Raw genomic sequence first — 17836 nt, 5'->3', positions numbered from 1 at the left:
GTCCGCTGCCATGGAGGCAGTATGACTCACGCAGAATTGCTACGCACCCACGACGTCACGGCGGGTTATGGCCAGGGCCAGGTGCTGCACGGCGTCGATCTGAATGTGGGGACCGGCGAAACCGTCGGCCTGCTGGGCCGCAATGGCGCCGGACGCTCCACTCTTCTGAAGGCCATCATGCGCCTGGTGCGCGGCAGCGGCAGCGTGACCATGGCGGGCAGCGAAATCGGCAAGGCCCCCACGCACACCATCACGCGCTGCGGCATCGCTTACGTGCCGGAAGACCGGGGCATCTTCCCCGACCTGACGGTGCGCGAAAACCTTGCCGTCGGCAAGCGCGGACGCAATTTCCACGGCTACGAAGACTGCGCAGGCCCGGCCTGGAGCGAAGATGAATTCCTTGAAATGTTCCCCAACCTGAAGCGCCGCGCCAATACCCACGGCGGCGTACTGTCCGGCGGTGAGCAGCAGATGCTGACCATCTGCCGCGCGCTGATGGGGCAACCGCGCCTGATCCTGGTCGATGAGCCGACCGAAGGGCTCAGCCTGTCCATGGTCGACCAGGTGGCAACCCTGCTGCGAGAAGTGGCCCGGCGAGGCGTGGCCATCCTGCTGGTCGAGCAAAAGCTGACCATTGCGCTGCAGCTGTGCGACCGTGTGAACGTGATGGGCCATGGCCGCATCGTATTCGACGGCACGGTGGGGCAATTCGAATCCGATCCGCGCGTGCGCGCCAACTGGCTGGAGGTCTGAACATGGAAACACTGGCACTTGGCCTGTTCAATGGCGTCACCTACGGCATGCTGATGTTCCTGATGGCTGCCGGCCTGACGCTCGTCTTCAGCATGCTGCGCGTTTTGAACTTCGCCCACACCGCCTTCTATATGCTGGGCGCTTACTTCAGCTACACCTTTGCCCAGCTGTTCGGTCTTGGCTTCTGGGCTGGCCTGGTGGCAGCGCCCCTATGCTGCGCATTGCTGGGCGCACTGGTCGAGCGCTACGGTTTGCGCCACGTGATGCGCTATGGCCTGCTTGGCCCCCTGCTGTTCACCTTTGCGCTGGACTTCGTTCTGGTGGAAGTGGTCACGCTGGTGTGGGGTAAACAGCCCGTCGCATACCAGGTTCCAGCTTCGCTGGACTTCGCCCTGCTCACCATTAACGGCATCGAGTATTCCGCCTACCGCTTCTTTGCACTCAGCATGTCGCTGGTGGTGCTGGCCGGCCTGTTCGTGATGTTGAAGACGACGCGTATCGGTGTGACGGTGCGCGCTTCCCTGTCCCATCCGGACGTGGTCAACTCGCTTGGCCATAACCTGCCTGCCCTGCGCGCCGGCGTGTTCGTGCTGGGCGCCGCGCTGGCGGGACTGGCCGGTGCGCTGGCCGGCAATATCCTCGGCACCGAGCCGGGCATGGCCAACCAGCTGGGTACGCAGCTGTTCATCATTATCGTGGTCGGCGGCCTGGGGTCGCTGGCTGGCGCCTTCATTGCGTCGATCCTGCTTGGTGTGCTGCAGACGCTGGCGATTTCCACGGGCCTGAGCTGGGCCGAACTGCTTGGCCCGATGCAGCACTGGGCCGCCGGCGTTGACGCGCTGGCAGAACCTGTCAGCCGTTTCGCGCCGCTGATTCCTTTCGCAATGGTCCTCGCGGTTCTCCTGTTCCGTCCGCGCGGCTTGATGGGGCAGAAAGAATGATGGACATGATGACACCAACGCCGGCCGCGCGTTATGCGGCCTACCTGCCCAAGCAACGTCCGCTGGCGCAACGCGCCGCGCCTTGGGCGGCCGTATTCCTGATTATGGCCGCGCTGCCTTTCGCATTCTCCGGCATGCTGGGCCTCTCGATCCTGACCCAATCCTGCATCGCGATCACCTTCGCGCTGGCCTACAATATGCTGCTGGGTGGTACGGGCCTGCTGTCCTTCGGCCACGCGCTCTATTTCGGTGTCGGCGCCTACGTCACGGGCCATCTGCTGAACAACTACGGGGCAGCTGCGCCTGTCGTGTTGCTACCGCTGGCGGGCGGCGGTGCAGCCCTGCTGGTGGGCGCCGTGCTGGCCACCTTCACGGTGCGTCATGACCGCACGACTTACGCCATGATTTCGCTGGCGATCGGGCAGCTGGTCTTCTCGGCCTCCATCATCATGGTGTCGTGGTCGGGCGGCGATTCGGGCATTCGACTCGATCCCGCCACCGGCAATGGCTGGGGCGTGGACTTTGGCGATCCACGCGCCATGTATTTCCTGGTCGCGGGCTGGACCTGGATTGCGGCGCTGGCCATGTTTGCCATCACCCGCACGCCGCTGGGACGCCTGATGAATGCCACCCGCGACAACTCGCACCGCATCTCCTTCGTCGGCTTCAGTCCTGTGACCGTGCGCGGTATCGCGCTGACGTTGTCCGGCGGCTTTGCCGGCATTGCGGGTTCGCTGTATGCACTGGCTTTGCAGGTGGTCACCACCGACACCTTCGGCCTGACGCAGACCGCATCCGTCATGCTGCACACCTATATCGGCGGCATTACTACCTTCGCCGGTCCGGTACTCGGTGCGCTGCTGATCACGGTGACGTCGGCCCACCTGTCGTCGCTGACCGAAGCATGGCCGCTGTACCAGGGTGCCTTCCTGCTGATCGTTATCGTCTTCTCGCAGCATGGGCTGGTCGGCGCATTGTCCAGTGGACGTACGACGCTGGTGCGCCTGCATGCCAGCAAGGGCCTTGGCCATGTGGTATTCAGCTGCATTGTGGCCATCCTGCTTACTCTGCTGACGGTGGCGGGCTTCGTCATGATGGTTGAAATGACGCAGGCATGGTCCGCAGATCAGACCGAGCCGGTCAAACTGCTTACTGGCGCGCTGGCTTTCGACGTATCGCCACACCAGCCCGTGCACTGGGCGGTGGCGCTGATTTCACTGCTTGCCGGCGCTGCTGGACTGCGCCTGATGCGACGCCTGTTCCGCTAGTGCCTCCTTATGCCTGACAATACCCATGCGGCCGGGTCCACACCCGGTCCCCGGGCGCCGCTCGACGCCCGCACACAGCGCCTGCTGACGGCGCCCGTCCTGCCTACTCTGCTGCGCCTGGCCGCACCCAATATGCTGGTGATGCTGGCGCAGTCCTCGGTGGGACTGATCGAAACCTATTTCGTTTCCCGTCTCGGCATCGATGCTCTGGCCGGGCTGTCGATGGTGTTCCCTGTGCTGATCCTGGTGCAGACCATGTCCAGCGGTGCGATGGGCGGCGCCATCATCAGCGCGGTCGCGCGTGCGCTCGGACAGGGCCGGCGCGAGCGCGCAGCGGATCTGGCCTGGTACGCACTGGCGGCGGCGCTGGCCTTCGGCACCTTCACCACCGTGCTCCTGCTCACTGGTGGCGCCGCGTTGTACCGTCTGATGGGAGGCGAAGGCGAGGTGCTGCGCGCGGCACTCAGCTACTCGCACATCGTATTTGGCGGCGCAATGCTGATCTGGATCTTCAATCTGCTTGCTGCCGTCATACGCGGCACCGGCGCGATGACCTTGCCCACACTGGTCGTTGTCGGCGGCGCGGTCGCCCTGCTACCCCTGTCGCCTGCCCTGATCTTCGGTTTCGGACCATTGCCGCGTTTGGGCGTGGCGGGCGGCGCCGCGGCGATCGTGCTGTACTATCTGGCCGGATGCATCATCTTCATCTGGCACCTGTGGCGCGGCAAGTGCCTCGTTCGGCCCGCGGCAAGACCGCCCCGCCTGCACTGGATGCCGCTGCGCGACCTGCTGCGTGTGGGCGCGTGGTCTTCCATTGTCGGCACCAGCGCCAACCTGACCATTGCAGGCGTGACTGGCTTCGTGGCTTTACATGGCGTATCGGCCGTCGCCGGCTAYGGTGCGGGCAACCGGCTCGAATACATGGTGATCCCGCTGACCTTCGGCCTAGGCATCCCCATCAGCGTGCTGATTGCGACCAGTCTGGGTGCTGGCGACCTCGCTCGTGCGGCGCGCGTCACCTGGACGGGCGCAGCGGTGGCCTTCGTCATCTGTGAAGTGATTGGCCTGGTCGCCGCGCTGTGGCCGGAAGCCTGGATCGGGACCTTCGGCGCAGATCCGCACATGATCAGCACGGGCGTCGCTTACTTGCACATCGCAGGCCCCTGCTACGGCTTCTTCGGCCTCGGACAGGCCTTCTACTTCGCGGCCCAGGGCCGCGGCCAGGTCGCCGTACCAGCGTTTGGCGCCGCGCTGCGCATGGTAGCGGCACTCGGTGGCTGCTGGATTGCACAGCGCCTCGGCGCCAGCGTGCACTGGCTGTTTGCTTCGGTGGGCTTGGGGATGTTCGTGCTGGCCGCCGTCAATGTTCTGGCAACACTGAACGGCGGCAGGAAGAAGTGAAGCGTCAGGCGCCTGCCGGGCGCTTCATCTTGCAGGAAGTCGGCTCGCTCATGGTGTCGGCCTTATAGCTCTTGATCAGTTTAAAACCCCAGGGCGTGCCTTCCTGCTTGTACTTGGCATCGGCCGTCAACGCAGAGATCACGATGGGCAGCTGCGCCTGGTGGTCGGTAGGACGAATGGTCGCCTGGTAACCGCCCACGCCAACCGTCAGCCCTTCCATCGCCTTTGCCACTTTCAGCGGCTGCAGCGAATTGGCCTTGCGGATGGCGCCCGCCAGGAAGGCCCAGCTGCGGTAGGCGCGGTAGCTCTCCATGTCGCCGAAGCCGTCGGCATGCGAATCGTCCTGCAGCTTGTCCATGGCCGGATCGTCCATGCTCATGACCGCATCTGAAGACTGGTACACCTTGTTGACTCCCTTCTCGCCGATGGCCGTCACCTGGCCGTGCTGCGAAGCGAAGGTGGTCATCCATTTCGCGTTCAGGCCGATATCATTGCCCGCGCGGATCAGGCGATTCAGGTCGGTGCCAATATTGGCGGTAATGACGACGTCCGGATTGGCGGCCTTGATCTTGGCGACGTAAGGCGTGAAGTCCTGCACGCGGCTCGGCGGGTGCAGCTGGGAGCCGACGATCTGGATGTCCGGACGCAGCTGCTTCAGGAAGCGGCGCATGGCGGTTTCCGCATTCTGGCCCATCTGGTAATCCATATTCATCAGGTAGACCTTCTTGATGCTGGGGTCCTCGGCCAGATAGGTGATCATGCCCTTCGCCTTCATGCCGATATGGCCATCGGTGCGGAATTGCCAGTAGGAGCAGTATTTGTTGGTCATTTCCTCATCCAGGCCCGCCCAGTTCATCAGGATGATCTCCTTGCCGGGATTGCGCGCGTTGTACTTCTCGATCGCGTCCAGCAGGGTCAGAGTGATGTTGGAGCCAATGCCCTGGATGATGAAGTGGATATCCTCGCCAATAGCGCGATCCAGGCAATTCTTGCCGTCCTTGGGGTTAAACTTGCTGTCGCAAGTCACCAGCTCCGCCTTGGCGCCTGCCATGCCGCCCGCATCATTGTCGCGCTTCACTGCCCATTTGAAATTGGGCAGTGTGCGCTCCAGTGTGGCCGATTGAGGGCCGGACAGCGGATCGATCAGCATCACCTTGAAGGTAGGCTGCTGGGCGTAGGCAGGCAGCGCGCACGCCAGGGCGACGGCGGCGGCAAGTCCATAAAGTTTTTGCATCAGGTGTCTCCGTTATAAGTTTAGATCAAAACTTGACATTGAAAAGATTAGACCCATTCTTTAAGCAATGCAAGAGAAAAAATGGATTACGCCAGCCACTCCGGTTTGCAGGAGCCGCGCGGTACAAACACGGTACGATAGGCGCCCGGCGTGCGCGACATCACCACCTGGTCCGTCACGCCCTGGTAGTGGCCTGCCGGCGTGTCGGCGCTGAACAGCTCCGGCTCCAGCTGCATGTGATCTCCCCCCTTACCCGCGATGCCGTGGGCGTATTCCTTGTCGAAGATGCCCATCGAGTAAAGCCACAGCGACACCCGTGTCAGAGAGACGTGGACGCGGTAGCTGCCGCCTTCTTTTGCGCGGCGCATCAGGGCCGCTACCGCGCCCGCGGTGCACAGCCATCCGACAATATTGTCATTGACGACCATGACCGGCGGCAGCTGGGGCGCATCGGTGCGGCCCTCCAGCGACATCACGCCGGTGACTGCGCCAGCCGTCTGGTCGAAGCCTGCGCGATTGGCCCACGGTCCCGTTTCACCGTGCAGGCTGATGGAGACGTGCACGATGCCGGGACGGATTTCCGCCGCTTCCCGCGCCGTCAGGCCATGCCGCTCCAGGAAGCCGTGGCGGCGGTTGGAATAGAACACGTCCGCATCCTTCAGCAGGTAAGCCATGCGCGCCCTGCCCTCCGGCTCGGCGATATCCAGCAGCGACGAGCGCACGCCTACGTTGGCGGTGGCGTACATGGTGTCGATCTCATGATCGGTGGGACGCCAGATATTCAGCACGTCCGCGCCGTGCAAGGCCATGGCGCGTCCAATCGAGGCGCCAGCAATCACACGCGCCAGACCCAGTGCGCGGATGCCTTCCAGCGGCGATGACGGATTGGCCGAAAACGGCTCCGGTTCCGACTCGCCAATTTTTTCGATCTGAATCAGCGGCAGCGCCGACAGATGGTCACGGTACTGTTCTTCTGCCATGAATTCTTCCAGCGTGCGTACCACCGGCATCACTACCTTGCGCTCTGCGCCTTCGAGTTCGAGTTCGTGCGCATCCCGCTTCGCAATAGCGGCGGCGATGGCGTTGTAATCGTCCGAGCAGCCCAGCATGCGGATGGTTTCCGAACGCATGCGCGGATAGAGGTTGAAGGGCATCACCCAGCGGCCGTCGCGGGCTTCGAAGAAAGCGCGCATGAAGGGATTGTCAGGATCGGCATTGTTGCGGATCGGGTAACCGTTCAACTTCTCCCAGCGCCGCTCGAAGAAAGGACACAGGCGGCGCGGCGCCTTGCGGATGTCGAGCGAAATATTCTGCCCCTCCCCCGTGCGCATGGCCCACAGCGAAGCCATGGCCGCCGATTTCGCCATCAGCGCCGTACCTGCCGCTGAGCCCAGGCGAAACACGCTGGGCACGATGGGATCGGCGCCGCTGAAGGTGATCGCACCGCCCGTGCTTTCGGGGCGAATGCCGATCCCTTCCAGCACAGCGTTCAAGTGGGCGTTGATATTGAACGGCGTACCGCCTGTTTCGCGCCGCGCAAGAATGGCGCTCAGCTGAGCGGTCAGGCTTGGTTTGTGCTGCATGTTTTGTCTCCTGTATTGGAATTGATTTACATCGTCAAGATTACGCGCCGAAATTTCCCTTTGCAAGTTAAACTTTACAGCGTTAAGATATAAATTCAGATCAGTCCACAGGAAGAGGAATCCATCATGCGCGAAGCAGTCATCGTTTCTACCGCCCGTACGCCGCTGACCAAGGCACACCGGGGCGAATTCAATATCACCCCCGGCCCTACCCTGGCCTCTTTCGCCGTGCGCGCTGCCGTTGAGCGAGCCGGTATCGATCCTGAACAGATCGAAGACGCCATCATTGGCTGCGGTTACCCGGAAGGTACGACCGGACGCAATGTTGCGCGCCAGGCGGTGGTGCGTGCTGGTCTGCCGCTGAGCATCGCCGGCACCACGGTGAACCGCTTCTGTGCGTCCGGCCTGCAGGCAATTGCCATGGCGGCAGGCCGCATTGTGGCTGACGGCGTTCCGGCAATGATTGCAGGCGGCGTGGAAAGCATTTCCCACATCGTCACACGCGAGAAAGGCGCAGGCACCGATCCGTGGCTGGTGGAACACAAGCCGGACATCTATCTTCCCATGATCGACACCGGCGACATCGTCGCAGCACGCTACGGCATCAGCCGGGAAGCGCAGGACGTGTTCTCGGCCGAGAGCCAACGCCGCACCGAGGAAGCCCAGCTTGCGGGCCGTTACCGCGACGAGATCATCGCCTGCACCACCACCATGGCGGTCAAGAATAAGGAAACAGGCGAAGTCACGCACCGCGAGGTAACGGTGGACGCCGACAACTGCAATCGTCCCGGCACCACCTACGCTGCGCTGGCAAAACTGGAGCCCGTGCGCGGCCCGGATCAATTTGTCACGGCAGGCAATTCCTCCCAACTGTCGGACGGCGCCTCGGCCTGCGTGCTGATGGACGCGCGCGAAGCCGAACGCGCCAATCTGCGTCCATTCGGTGCTTTTCGCGGACTAGCGGTAGCGGGCAATGAGCCGGATGAAATGGGCATCGCTCCCGTCTTCGCCGTACCCAAGCTGCTGAACCGCTTCGGCCTGAAGATCGAAGACATCGATCTGTGGGAACTGAACGAAGCCTTTGCCTCGCAGTCGCTGTACGTCATCGATCGCCTCGGTCTGCCAACGGATCGCCTGAACGTGAATGGCGGCGCGATCTCGATCGGCCATCCATTCGGCATGACGGGCGCGCGCCTGGCAGGCCATGTGCTGATTGAAGGCCGTCGACGTGGCGCCAAATACGCCGTGGTGACCATGTGCATTGCCGGCGGCATGGGAGCCGCCGGCCTGTTCGAGATCTTCTGATCGTCAGAAGCTCGTCTGAATCCCGGTAGCGGCGCCGAATTGGCCCGTCTGCCGGGTAGTCGGAATCAGCGCCCCCTGATAGCGGTTCTTATCCAGGCCGCCGTAGATCAGGGTGCGTTTGCTGAAGGCATAGCTGGCGCCGATGATCGCCAGTTCACGGCGGCCATCCAGTCCCGCGCTCAGCGAATCGGTACGGTAGTAGGCGCCGGTAACCGAAATCTGCGGCGTGAATTTGTAGCCGACGCCAGCCCAGTAGATACGATTGCCAAACCCGCGCGCTGGCGCATCCTGCGTTTCGCGCACATAGCCGGCGGTGAGCCGCAACTGCTCCCCACTCCACGCTGCGCCAAAGGTGCGCGACACATTGCGGAACCCCAGCGCATTGTATTTCTGCGTGATGGCGCCACCGCCAGCAAAGCCATTCCAGGTATAGGTGCCGCCGATCGCACGCGCAGAGCCGGAGCGGTTATTGCCGGACTGCTCGCCCGCTGCATACTCCGCGCGCGCAGTCAGGCCGCCGAACGTGCCGGTGTACTGAATGTCGTTATTGAAGCGCGTACCCGAAGTGGCTGAAGCGCCCAGGCCCGCAGTCACCGCCGCTGCGGGCAGGCTGGTGCCCGCACCGCTGATCAAGGGCGCCAGGGTTGGGAAGCGGAAGCTGAAAGGATCGTAGGTGCCGATGATGCGGTAGGCGATGGTGTACTGGCGACCGAATAGAATCGAACCATAGGTATTGCTGCTCAGGCCCACAGCGGCGGTACGGTTGAACAGCGAACCCGCAACGTCCTGCGCGCCAGTATCCACAAAGTAGCCGCTCTCCAGGGTGAACGTCGCCTTCAGTCCCCCGCCCAGGTCTTCTTCGCCTTTGAATCCAAGCCGATTGGCGAGGTAGTGGCCGGAAGTCTGGGTCACCATGCTGCCTCCGTTTGCATCCGTGTTGGTCTGATAGCGCACGCCGCCATCGATGGTGCCGTAGATGGTGACGTTGCTTTGGGCCGAGGCCAGGCTGGCACAAGCCCCCAGCGCCGCGGACGCAAAAATCTTCTTGCTCATACTTTAGTCTCCGTGATTTTTATGGAATGTCGATCTCGACCAATCCAGTATTGGCTGCTAATATGACACTGTCAAGTTAACAGTGTTATTCGGAGACTTAAGTGAGGCTTGATGCAACAGCTTATGCTATTGTGCGGGCTTGGACAGTACGGAATCCTTTCAACGCAAAGATTATGCAGACAGATAAAGACGAGAACGCCGCACCAGCCGCCAGCGGCAAAACGGGCAAGAAAGGCGCATGGCACCACGGGAACCTGCGCGAGGAGATGGTCAAACGCGGCGTGGAACTGATTGAATTGCGCGGCGCAGCCGAGCTGTCGCTGCGCGAGGTGGCGCGCATGGTTGGCGTGTCGCAGACTGCGCCGACTCACCACTTCGGCGACAAGGAAGGCCTGCTGGCCGCCATTGCGTCCGAAGGTTTCCGCGTGCTGATGGGCGAACGCCTGGCCGCACTCAAGGATGGCATGACCAAGGAGCAGCGCCTGCGCGTGGTGATGCGCGTGTACGTGTCCTTCGCGCTGCGCCATCCGGAGCTGTTCCACCTGATGTTCGGCACGCGCATCCCGGACAAGCGCAAACATGCGGAACTGATGGAGGCCAGCGCAGGTTCCTTCCAGTTCCTCAGCAATTCCATCGCCGAATTCATGGCGGCCGACAGCAATAGCGATCGCCCGCCGCGCTATTCGGCGCTGGCGGTTTGGTCGGGCATGCACGGACTTGCCACACTGCTGGCGGACCGCGACAGCGGCTTGTTCCAGGTGCCGGATGCGAAGATTGATCAGGTGTGTGACAGTGTTACCACCGTGCTGCTGGATGGTTTGAAGGCGGCGCAGGTGCGTGAATCCGGCGAAGCTGCGCCAGCAGAGAAGCCGGCGCCTCGCGCGCGCAAGACCGCGAAAGCCGGCTAAGCGCCCGCTACGGCGGGTCAATGACCCGCCCTACGATGCCGGGTGAATCCGGCGGCGCCAGTGTCCCGCCGCACCGCAATTTCGCGTAGGGCGGATCATTGATCCGCCGTCTATGCCGTCACGCGGCCGTGCGCGCTGCGCGGTCTTTATCGTTCAGGGCCTTGATCGACGTCTTCGCATTGGCCCAATCCTGATCCGACCAATCCTTGAAGTGGTAGAAGTTACCGCCGGTGGCCAGCGAATTGGCGCCGTCGATGGTCAGCGTCTGGCCAGTCAGCCACTCCACGCCATCCGCCATCAGGAAGGTGGCCAGGTTCTGCAGCTCCGACATCTCGCCCACGCGGCCCATCGGGCTACCCTCATCCCGGCCGGAGTCTTCGCGGCCCGGATACAGGCGCTTGCTCATGCCGTCGGTCGGGAACGCTCCCGGCGCAATCGCATTCAGGCGAATCCCGTAGCGCCCCCACTCCACCGCCAGCGACTTGGTCATCACGTTCACACCTGCCTTGGACATCGCGGAAGGCACCACAAAAGGCCCGCCGTTATTGACCCAGGTGACCAGGATGGATACCACGCTACCGCGCAGGTTCTGCTCGATCCAGCGGCGGCCAATCGCGTGCGTCACGTAGAAAGTGCCGTGCAGGACGATGTTGGCAATCGCATCGAAGCCGCGGCTGGACAGGTCTTCGGTGCGGCTGACGAAATTACCTGCCGCGTTGTTGACCAGACCAGTCAGCGGACCTTCCTTCCAGATTTCCTCCACCATCGCATCCACCGCCTCGGCATTGCGGATATCGACGGCGATGCCTTTGACTTTGCCGCCGAAGCGGTCCATCAGCTCGCGGGCAGTCTCCTCTAGCACACTCTCACGGCGGCCGCAGATATAGATGTCTGCGCCCAGTTCGAGATACTTGGCTGCGATTTCCTTGCCCAGGCCTGAGCCGCCGCCGGTAACCAGAATGCGCTTGCCCTTCATCAGATCTTTCGTAAACATGGTGGTTCCTTTTAATTGGAAGAGGTGTAAGTACGGCCAAGAACAACGGCACCGCTGCCGGCCAGGTGGGAGATATCGGAATCGGTGTAGCCCGCTTCGTGCAGGACTTCGGCGCTGTGCTGTCCCAGTCCCGGTGCGGGACGCAGCGCACCCAAAGGCGTACCGGACCAGCTGGTCGGATTGCCCACCGTGCGCACGCGGCCCTGGCCTGGCTGTTCGTCTTCGCCGATGAAGCCAGTCGCGCGCAGGTGAGGATCGTCCAGCAGGTCGTCGATGGAATTGATGGTCTGGTGCGGAATGTCCGCTTCGTCCAGCAGCCATTGCCATTCGGCGGTAGTACGTTCGGGCATGACAGACGCCACCCAGGCATACACAGCACGGATATTGCGCGAGCGGGCACGCTGCGTGATGAAGCGCGGATCACTGAACATCTCGGGACGGCCAATCGCGTTGAAGAAATTGCGCCAGTGCTTGTCGTTGTAGATCAGCACACAGAGATAGCCGTCCTTGGTGCGATACGGCGCGCGGTCGTGCGACAGCAGCCGGTCATAGCCCGACTCGCTTTCGTCCGGCACGAAACTGCGGCCCGCCATATGGTCTGCCAGCACGAAGTGTGCGACACTTTCGAACATCGCCACCTCCACTTCCTGCCCCACGCCGCTGCGCTCACGCGCGTACAACGCGGCCGTGATCGCATACGCAACATGAAGACCGGTGACGCGGTCGGCCAGCGAAACCGGCGCATAGGCCGGACGCGTGCTGCCGTATTGCTGCATCAGCCAAGGCAGCGCGGTTGCGCCCTGAATCAGATCGTCGTAAGCAGGACGGTCCGCATAAGGGCCTTTGGCGCTGAAGCCGCAGGCGTTCACATAGATCAGGCGCGGATTCACCGTCTGCATGGCGGCGTAATCCAGCCCAAGACGCTTCATGGCAGCAGGACGAATATTCGACAGCAGCACGTCCGCATCCTGCGCAAGGCGCAGCAGCACCTCGCGCGCCGCTTGTTGTTTCAGGTCCAGCACCACGCTGCGCTTTCCGCGGTTGTTGTGCATGAACACATGGCCCATGCCCTCGCCTTCCTTGCGCATTACGCCCGCTTCGCGCACATTGTCGCCCTCCGGCGATTCGATCTTGATGACGTCCGCACCAAGGCCGGCCAGCGTCAGTGTCGCCAGCGGACCAAGCACAATGGACGAGAGATCGAGGATGCGTACGCCGGACAGCGGGCCATTGCCAGGCTTCTTGTCGGCGCTCATCAGAACTCCTCCTCGGCGAGTGCAGCCAGCGTGGCGCCACCCTGTTCGATACGTTTCGCCAGCAGCGCCGTCTCCGGCAGCAGGTTGGCGCCGAAGTAGGCAGCTGTCTTGACTTTGCCCTGGAGGTAATCGGGATCTTCGCTGGCGTCCAGCGCCACACGCGCCATGCGCAGCCACATGCCGCCCGTTGCGACAAGGCCGAACAGGCGCAGATAGTCGGATGCGGTGGCGGCCATGCGCGGCGCATCACCCGCTGCGCTCCATGTCCGCATGTTTTCGCTGGCGGTACGCAGCAGGCACTGGGCCGAAGACAGTGCGCAATGGAGCCCTGCCAGTTGCGGCTGGCCGGCGGCTGCCGCCAGCTCGCTGTCGATGCGGCTCAGGTAGCGCTGCAGCGCCTTGCCCTCGTTCTGGCCAATCTTGCGATGCACCAGGTCCAGCGCCTGAATGGCATTGGTACCTTCGTACAGCGGCACAATGCGCGCATCCCGGTACAGATGCTCCATGCCGTGCTCGTGCACATAGCCGTGGCCGCCAAAAATCTGGATACCCAGCGACGTCACTTCCAGCGCGCACTCGCTGATGAAGGCTTTCAGGACTGGCGTGAGCAGCGCCAGTTCTTCTTCGGCCTGATCGCGCGTGGCGGCATCGGGATGACGGGCGCGCACGTCCAGGCCAATGGCAGCGTCGATGTACAGTGCACGCGCGCCTTCAACCAGCGCTTTCATGGTCAACAGCGCCTTGCGTACGTCCGGGTGCTGGATGATGCTGTCCGGGCCTGCACCATTGCCATTAGTAGCGCGGCCCTGGCGGCGATCCTTCGCGTAAGCCAGCGCATTCTGGTAGCTGAGTTCCGCCGCGCCCAGGCTTTGCACCGCCACACCCACGCGCGAGGAATTCATCATGGTAAACATGGCCTGCATGCCGCCGTTCTCCTTACCCAGCAGCCAGCCTTGCGCTTCGTCGAAGTTCAGCACGGCAGTGGCGGAAGCGCGGATACCCATCTTGTGTTCGATGGAGCCGCAGCTCACGCCATTTTCTTCGCCCGTGCCAGGCAACAGCTTGAGCACCACGAACAGGCTGATGCCGCGTGTACCGGCCGGTGCATCAGGCAAGCGCGCCAGCACCAGATGGACAATGTTTTCGGATAGATCATGCTCGCCGGCCGAAATGAAGATCTTGGTGCCGGTGATACGGAACGAGCCATCACTGGCTGGCGTTGCGCGAGTGCGCAGCAGCGACAGGTCGGAGCCGGCCTGCGGCTCGGTCATGCACATGGTGCCGGTCCAGATGCCCGACGCAAGCTGCGACAGATAGCGCTCCTTCAGCTCCTCACTGCCGTGGGCCGAGATCGCGCGGTAGGCGCCCATCGACAGGCCTGCATACATCCCGAAAGACATGGAACCCGAAGCCACGAACTCGCGCACCATCAGCCCCAGCGAAGCAGGCAGGCCCTGGCCGCCGTACTTCGGATCGGCCGCCAGCGCCGTCCATCCAGCTTCGCAATATTGACGATATGCCTCTCGATAGCCGGGAGGCGTGCGCACGGCACCGCCTTCATATGTGCAGCCCACATCATCGCCGGGCAGATTGATCGGCAGGACGACGTCACGCGCAAAGGTCGCGGCGCTATCCAGCACCGCCATGATGACGTCGGGGCCAGCATCTTCATAACCATCGAGGCTGGCGAGCGTGGCTTCGTAATCTAGTACCTGCTCCAGCAGGAAGCGCACGTCGCGCAAAGGTGCTGTGTAAGATGGCATGAAGGCGTTCCTTTAGCTCAGAATTTAAACTTGACACTGTCATGTTACTCGCACATACTGCATCACGCAAGCTCGAATTCGGAAATAAAATCGACAGGAGATATCACCATGCATGAAAAAGGCACGCACCTCTTCCCCGCCATGGAACGCGTGGATTTCGGCAGGCCCGCCGCGCAGTCGCTGGCCGCTGAAGCCGAGCGCCTCGGCAGCCAGCGCGTCTTCCTCATCGTCAGCCGCAGCCTGAATACACGCACTGATGAGATAGTGAAGCTGCGCGAAGCACTGGGTGAGCGCTGCGCCGGCGTTTATGACGGAGTGCCGCAGCACACCACCCGCGAAAGCTCGGTGGCGATCGCGCGCGCCGCGCTGGAAGCAAAAGCCGACTTGCTGGTTGCGGTCGGCGGCGGCTCGGTAGTTGACGCTGCAAAGATTGCAACCTTGTGCATGGAGCATGGCATCGTCGATCCGGACGGCCTGGATGGCTTCGAAGTGAAGTTCGACAGCGCCGGACGTGTGAGTCTGAAAAACTTCCGCGGCCCAACCGTGCGCATGATTGCCATTCCCAGCACGCTGTCCGGCGGTGAATACAATGCAGGTTGCCTGGTCACCGATCCACGCCGTAACCTGAAGCAGACCTTCTTCCACCGCATGATGATGCCGATCACGATCATCCTGGACCCTGCCCTGCTGCGCCACGCACCGGATGATCTGCTGCTGGGTTCCGGTACGCGCGCCATGGACCACGCGATCGAAGCCCTATGCTCTCCGCGCGGCACGCCGCTCACCGACTCCGTGGTCCGGCGCTGATGGCGAAATGGCTGCCGCGCGCACGCGCCGACCGCGATGATGTGGAAGCCGCGCGCCAGTGCCAGACAGCGTCCTGGCTGTGCTCTTTCGGCCTGCAATCGCGTGTGCCGATGGGCGCCAGCCACGCCATCGGCCACGTGCTGGGTGGCACCTGCCATGTGCCGCATTTCCTGTGCACGCCAGTGATGATGCCCGCCATCCTCGATTACAACCGCCCAAATGCTGAAGAAGCCCAGAAGGAGCTGGCGGCAGCACTGGGTAGGCCTGAGTTGAGTGCATCGGAAGCCTTCCGCGAGTTCTGCATCTCGCTTGGCCTGCCTACCAGCCTGTCCGAAGTTGGTGTCGGTCCCGATCAGTTCCAGCTGATCGGCGAAACCACCATGCGCGAAGAATTCTTCATCTATACCAATCCCCGCCCGGTACGCTCGCCCGCCGACGTTATCGACATCCTGAAACTGGCGGCCTGAAAGGACTCATCATGACCAGCAAATCTCCTATCCTCGTTACCGGCGCGGCAGGCCGCGTGGGCGCTATCGGCCGTACCCTGACCCAGCTATTGCTCGACCGCGGCCACAGCGTACGCGCCATGGTGCGCAAGGAAGATGAACGGTCGCAAGCCTTGCGCGATATGGGTGCGGAAGTCGTCGTCGGCAATCTGCTCAGCCTTGAAGACATGCACCGCATTATCAAGGGCTGCGAGTCGATCTACTTCGGCATGTCCGTTTCGGACACCTATCTGGCCGCCACCGTCAACGTGGCCGCCGTGGCCAGACATTGCGGCGTCAAGACGTTCGTGAACATGTCGCAGATGACGCTGTCGCAGATGAGCATCACTGAGACGACCGACAGCCCGCAGCACAAGCTGCACTGGCTGGCGGAACAGGCCCTGGAGTGGTCGGGCCTGCCGGTGGTGACGGTACGCCCGACTGTCTTCCTGGAAGGCTTCTTCCTGCGCTTCTCGGCGGCGTCGGTCAAGAAAGACAACCAGATCCGCCTGCCCTTCGGCGACGGCAAGACTTCGCCGATCGCGGCGGACGATGTGGCGCGCGCGGTAGCGGCCATCCTGTCTGCACCGGAAGGCCATATCGGCAAGACCTATCACCTGACCGGACCGCGCTCCGTGAACATGCATGRCTACGCAAGGGAGTACGGGGAGGCACTGGGCCGCGACATCAGCTACCAGGACATCCCGCTGGCGCCGTGGCGCGAAGCGCTGATCGAAATGGGCCTGCCCATCCACCTGGTCAATCACCTGTCCGTGATGGCCGACCTGCACCGCGCGGGCCGCTACGATCGCCAGAGCGAGGACGTGATGACGCTGACTGGCCAACAAGCCACCAGCGTAAAGGAATTCATCGCCCGGCACGCGGCCGCCTTCACGCCGGCCTGACAGGAGTCTGCAAATGAGAATCGGGATTCCCGCCGAGACGCGGGCGGGGGAAACTCGCGTCGCCGCAACGCCGGAAACGGTCAGGAAGCTCGCGGCGAAACATCAGGTGATCGTGCAGTCGGGCGCAGGCATCCAGGCCTCGGTCACCGATGAAGCTTATGCCGCTGCGGGCGCAACGATAAGCTCCGCAGCCGAGGCGTTTAGCGCCGACATCGTGCTCAAAGTGCGCGCGCCCAACGCGGATGAGCGTACGCTGATGAAACCAGGCGTCGTGCTGATTGGCATGCTGAATCCTTTCGACGCCGGGAATATCGCAGCCATGGCAAGCGCTGGATTGCAAGCCTTCGCGCTGGAAGCCGTGCCGCGCATCACCCGTGCGCAGTCGATGGACGTGCTGTCCTCGCAAGCCAATATCGCGGGCTATAAAGCCGTGATGGTTGGCGCCAACACCTACCAGCGCTTCATGCCGATGCTGATGACGGCGGCAGGCACGGTCAAAGCCGCGCGCGTGCTGATCATGGGTGTTGGCGTGGCAGGCTTGCAGGCAATTGCGACGGCTAAGCGCCTCGGCGCGGTAATCGAAGCATCCGATGTGCGGCCGCCGGTGAAGGAAMAGGTGGAATCGTTGGGCGCCAAGTTCATCGACGTGCCCTACCTGACCGACGAGGAAAAAGAGATCGCGCAAGGCGTCGGCGGCTACGCGCGTCCCATGCCGCCGGAGTGGTTGAAACGGCAGGCGGAGCTCGTGCACGAACGCGCAAAGCTGGCGGATATCGTCATCACCACCGCTCTGATTCCGGGCCGCGCCGCGCCAACGCTGATCGGCGAAGAAACCGTAAAGGCCATGAAGCCCGGTTCCGTGATCGTGGACCTGGCGGTGGCGCAAGGCGGTAACTGCCCGCTATCCGAGCTGGGAAAAACCGTGACCAAACACGGCGTGCACATTGTCGGGGAGCCTGACCTGGCCTGCCATGTGGCGGCCGATGCGTCGGCACTGTACGCCCGCAATGTGCTCGACTTCCTCAAGCTGATCATCGACAAGGACGACAAGCTGGCCATCGATCGCGAAGACGACATCCTGAAGGCCACCCTGGTGTGCGCCGACGGTGCGGTACTGCGCAAATAAGGAGACATGAAATGGAAGTCAGTCATACCATCATCAATCTGATCATCTTCGTGC

The 17836-nt window shown here is 62.7% G+C and carries 16 protein-coding genes; 10 read left to right on the top strand and 6 right to left on the bottom strand.

What is annotated here, in order from left to right:
• Positions 1–21 precede the first annotated feature (21 nt).
• From AB4Z11_RS03845 to AB4Z11_RS03830, 4 genes are read left to right on the top strand one after another with little or no spacing between them, the layout of a single operon-like run.
• The gene (locus tag AB4Z11_RS03845; protein WP_442022883.1) at positions 22–753 is read left to right on the top strand and encodes an ABC transporter ATP-binding protein; all 732 of its coding nucleotides are present in this window, start codon (positions 22–24) and stop codon (positions 751–753) included.
• A gap of 2 nt (positions 754–755) precedes the next feature.
• Entirely contained in the window at positions 756–1694 is a 939-nt protein-coding gene (locus tag AB4Z11_RS03840) for a branched-chain amino acid ABC transporter permease (protein ID WP_442022882.1), read from the top strand.
• Positions 1691–2962: a branched-chain amino acid ABC transporter permease gene (locus tag AB4Z11_RS03835; RefSeq protein ID WP_442022881.1), complete on the top strand. Its 1272-nt coding sequence runs from the start codon at positions 1691–1693 to the stop codon at positions 2960–2962. The genes AB4Z11_RS03840 and AB4Z11_RS03835 overlap by 4 nt, the downstream gene beginning before the upstream one ends.
• A 9-nt stretch (positions 2963–2971) precedes the next feature.
• Positions 2972–4363, top strand: a complete 1392-nt coding sequence (locus AB4Z11_RS03830) for an MATE family efflux transporter (protein WP_442022880.1) — start codon at positions 2972–2974, stop codon at positions 4361–4363.
• A 4-nt stretch (positions 4364–4367) separates the two neighbouring features.
• Here the strand turns inward: AB4Z11_RS03830 and AB4Z11_RS03825 are convergent, their stop codons facing one another.
• Both AB4Z11_RS03825 and AB4Z11_RS03820 read right to left on the bottom strand, forming a co-directional pair.
• Positions 4368–5597 carry a branched-chain amino acid ABC transporter substrate-binding protein gene (locus tag AB4Z11_RS03825; protein ID WP_442022879.1) on the bottom strand — a complete coding sequence of 410 codons (1230 nt, stop codon included), beginning with the start codon at positions 5595–5597 and terminating at the stop codon, positions 4368–4370.
• A gap of 86 nt (positions 5598–5683) precedes the next feature.
• Positions 5684–7180 carry a CoA transferase gene (locus AB4Z11_RS03820; protein ID WP_442022878.1) on the bottom strand — a complete coding sequence of 499 codons (1497 nt, stop codon included), beginning with the start codon at positions 7178–7180 and terminating at the stop codon, positions 5684–5686.
• Between the two features lie 126 nt (positions 7181–7306).
• Between AB4Z11_RS03820 and AB4Z11_RS03815 the strand changes: the two genes are divergently transcribed.
• Entirely contained in the window at positions 7307–8485 is a 1179-nt protein-coding gene (locus AB4Z11_RS03815) for an acetyl-CoA C-acyltransferase (protein WP_442022877.1), read from the top strand.
• A 3-nt stretch (positions 8486–8488) separates the two neighbouring features.
• Here the strand turns inward: AB4Z11_RS03815 and AB4Z11_RS03810 are convergent, their stop codons facing one another.
• Positions 8489–9538, bottom strand: coding sequence for a porin (locus AB4Z11_RS03810; RefSeq protein ID WP_442022876.1), 1050 nt, complete (start codon positions 9536–9538; stop codon positions 8489–8491).
• Positions 9539–9711: 173 nt separating this feature from the next.
• On the opposite strand from AB4Z11_RS03810, the gene AB4Z11_RS03805 reads away from it, so the two are divergent.
• Positions 9712–10446, top strand: a complete 735-nt coding sequence (locus AB4Z11_RS03805; protein WP_442022875.1) for a TetR/AcrR family transcriptional regulator — start codon at positions 9712–9714, stop codon at positions 10444–10446.
• A gap of 118 nt (positions 10447–10564) precedes the next feature.
• Here the strand turns inward: AB4Z11_RS03805 and AB4Z11_RS03800 are convergent, their stop codons facing one another.
• The 3 genes from AB4Z11_RS03800 to AB4Z11_RS03790 are packed head-to-tail and all read right to left on the bottom strand — an operon-like array spanning position 10565 to position 14459.
• Positions 10565–11440 carry an SDR family oxidoreductase gene (locus AB4Z11_RS03800; RefSeq protein WP_442022874.1) on the bottom strand — a complete coding sequence of 292 codons (876 nt, stop codon included), beginning with the start codon at positions 11438–11440 and terminating at the stop codon, positions 10565–10567.
• Positions 11441–11451: 11 nt separating this feature from the next.
• Complete coding sequence (locus AB4Z11_RS03795) at positions 11452–12696, bottom strand: CaiB/BaiF CoA transferase family protein (RefSeq protein ID WP_442022873.1); 1245 nt, start codon at positions 12694–12696, stop codon at positions 11452–11454.
• The gene (locus AB4Z11_RS03790) at positions 12696–14459 is read right to left on the bottom strand and encodes an acyl-CoA dehydrogenase family protein (RefSeq protein WP_442022872.1); all 1764 of its coding nucleotides are present in this window, start codon (positions 14457–14459) and stop codon (positions 12696–12698) included. Before AB4Z11_RS03790 ends, AB4Z11_RS03795 begins: the two co-directional genes overlap by 1 nt.
• Positions 14460–14567: 108 nt before the next feature.
• Between AB4Z11_RS03790 and AB4Z11_RS03785 the strand changes: the two genes are divergently transcribed.
• From AB4Z11_RS03785 to AB4Z11_RS03770, 4 genes are read left to right on the top strand one after another with little or no spacing between them, the layout of a single operon-like run.
• Positions 14568–15266 (top strand): iron-containing alcohol dehydrogenase, encoded by a 699-nt coding sequence (locus tag AB4Z11_RS03785; protein ID WP_442022871.1) that lies wholly within the window; start codon positions 14568–14570, stop codon positions 15264–15266.
• Positions 15266–15733, top strand: a complete 468-nt coding sequence (locus AB4Z11_RS03780) for a hypothetical protein (RefSeq protein WP_442022870.1) — start codon at positions 15266–15268, stop codon at positions 15731–15733. Before AB4Z11_RS03785 ends, AB4Z11_RS03780 begins: the two co-directional genes overlap by 1 nt.
• An 11-nt stretch (positions 15734–15744) precedes the next feature.
• Complete coding sequence (locus tag AB4Z11_RS03775; RefSeq protein WP_442022869.1) at positions 15745–16656, top strand: NmrA family NAD(P)-binding protein; 912 nt, start codon at positions 15745–15747, stop codon at positions 16654–16656.
• A 13-nt stretch (positions 16657–16669) separates the two neighbouring features.
• Positions 16670–17782, top strand: a complete 1113-nt coding sequence (locus AB4Z11_RS03770; RefSeq protein WP_442022868.1) for a Re/Si-specific NAD(P)(+) transhydrogenase subunit alpha — start codon at positions 16670–16672, stop codon at positions 17780–17782.
• The last annotated feature ends 54 nt before the right edge of the window (positions 17783–17836 follow it).

It is taken from the genome of Pseudoduganella sp. RAF53_2, assembly GCF_052113985.1.
In the GTDB taxonomy this organism is placed as follows: Bacteria; Pseudomonadota; Gammaproteobacteria; order Burkholderiales; family Burkholderiaceae_D; genus Rugamonas.
This window is presented reverse-complemented; position numbering and strand designations above follow the sequence as displayed.

Excerpts from the sequence above, each read along its gene's own strand:
- AB4Z11_RS03835 (WP_442022881.1), top strand. The coding sequence starts at position 1,691 with ATGATGGACATGATGACACCAACGCCGGCCGCGCGTTATGCGGCCTAC.
- AB4Z11_RS03795 (WP_442022873.1), bottom strand. The coding sequence starts at position 12,696 with ATGAGCGCCGACAAGAAGCCTGGCAATGGCCCGCTGTCCGGCGTACGC.
- AB4Z11_RS03810 (WP_442022876.1), bottom strand. The coding sequence starts at position 9,538 with ATGAGCAAGAAGATTTTTGCGTCCGCGGCGCTGGGGGCTTGTGCCAGC.
- AB4Z11_RS03820 (WP_442022878.1), bottom strand. The coding sequence starts at position 7,180 with ATGCAGCACAAACCAAGCCTGACCGCTCAGCTGAGCGCCATTCTTGCG.
- AB4Z11_RS03840 (WP_442022882.1), top strand. The coding sequence starts at position 756 with ATGGAAACACTGGCACTTGGCCTGTTCAATGGCGTCACCTACGGCATG.
- AB4Z11_RS03815 (WP_442022877.1), top strand. The coding sequence starts at position 7,307 with ATGCGCGAAGCAGTCATCGTTTCTACCGCCCGTACGCCGCTGACCAAG.
- AB4Z11_RS03785 (WP_442022871.1), top strand. The coding sequence starts at position 14,568 with ATGCATGAAAAAGGCACGCACCTCTTCCCCGCCATGGAACGCGTGGAT.
- AB4Z11_RS03825 (WP_442022879.1), bottom strand. The coding sequence starts at position 5,597 with ATGCAAAAACTTTATGGACTTGCCGCCGCCGTCGCCCTGGCGTGCGCG.
- AB4Z11_RS03800 (WP_442022874.1), bottom strand. The coding sequence starts at position 11,440 with ATGTTTACGAAAGATCTGATGAAGGGCAAGCGCATTCTGGTTACCGGC.
- AB4Z11_RS03790 (WP_442022872.1), bottom strand. The coding sequence starts at position 14,459 with ATGCCATCTTACACAGCACCTTTGCGCGACGTGCGCTTCCTGCTGGAG.
- AB4Z11_RS03780 (WP_442022870.1), top strand. The coding sequence starts at position 15,266 with ATGGCGAAATGGCTGCCGCGCGCACGCGCCGACCGCGATGATGTGGAA.
- AB4Z11_RS03845 (WP_442022883.1), top strand. The coding sequence starts at position 22 with ATGACTCACGCAGAATTGCTACGCACCCACGACGTCACGGCGGGTTAT.
- AB4Z11_RS03805 (WP_442022875.1), top strand. The coding sequence starts at position 9,712 with ATGCAGACAGATAAAGACGAGAACGCCGCACCAGCCGCCAGCGGCAAA.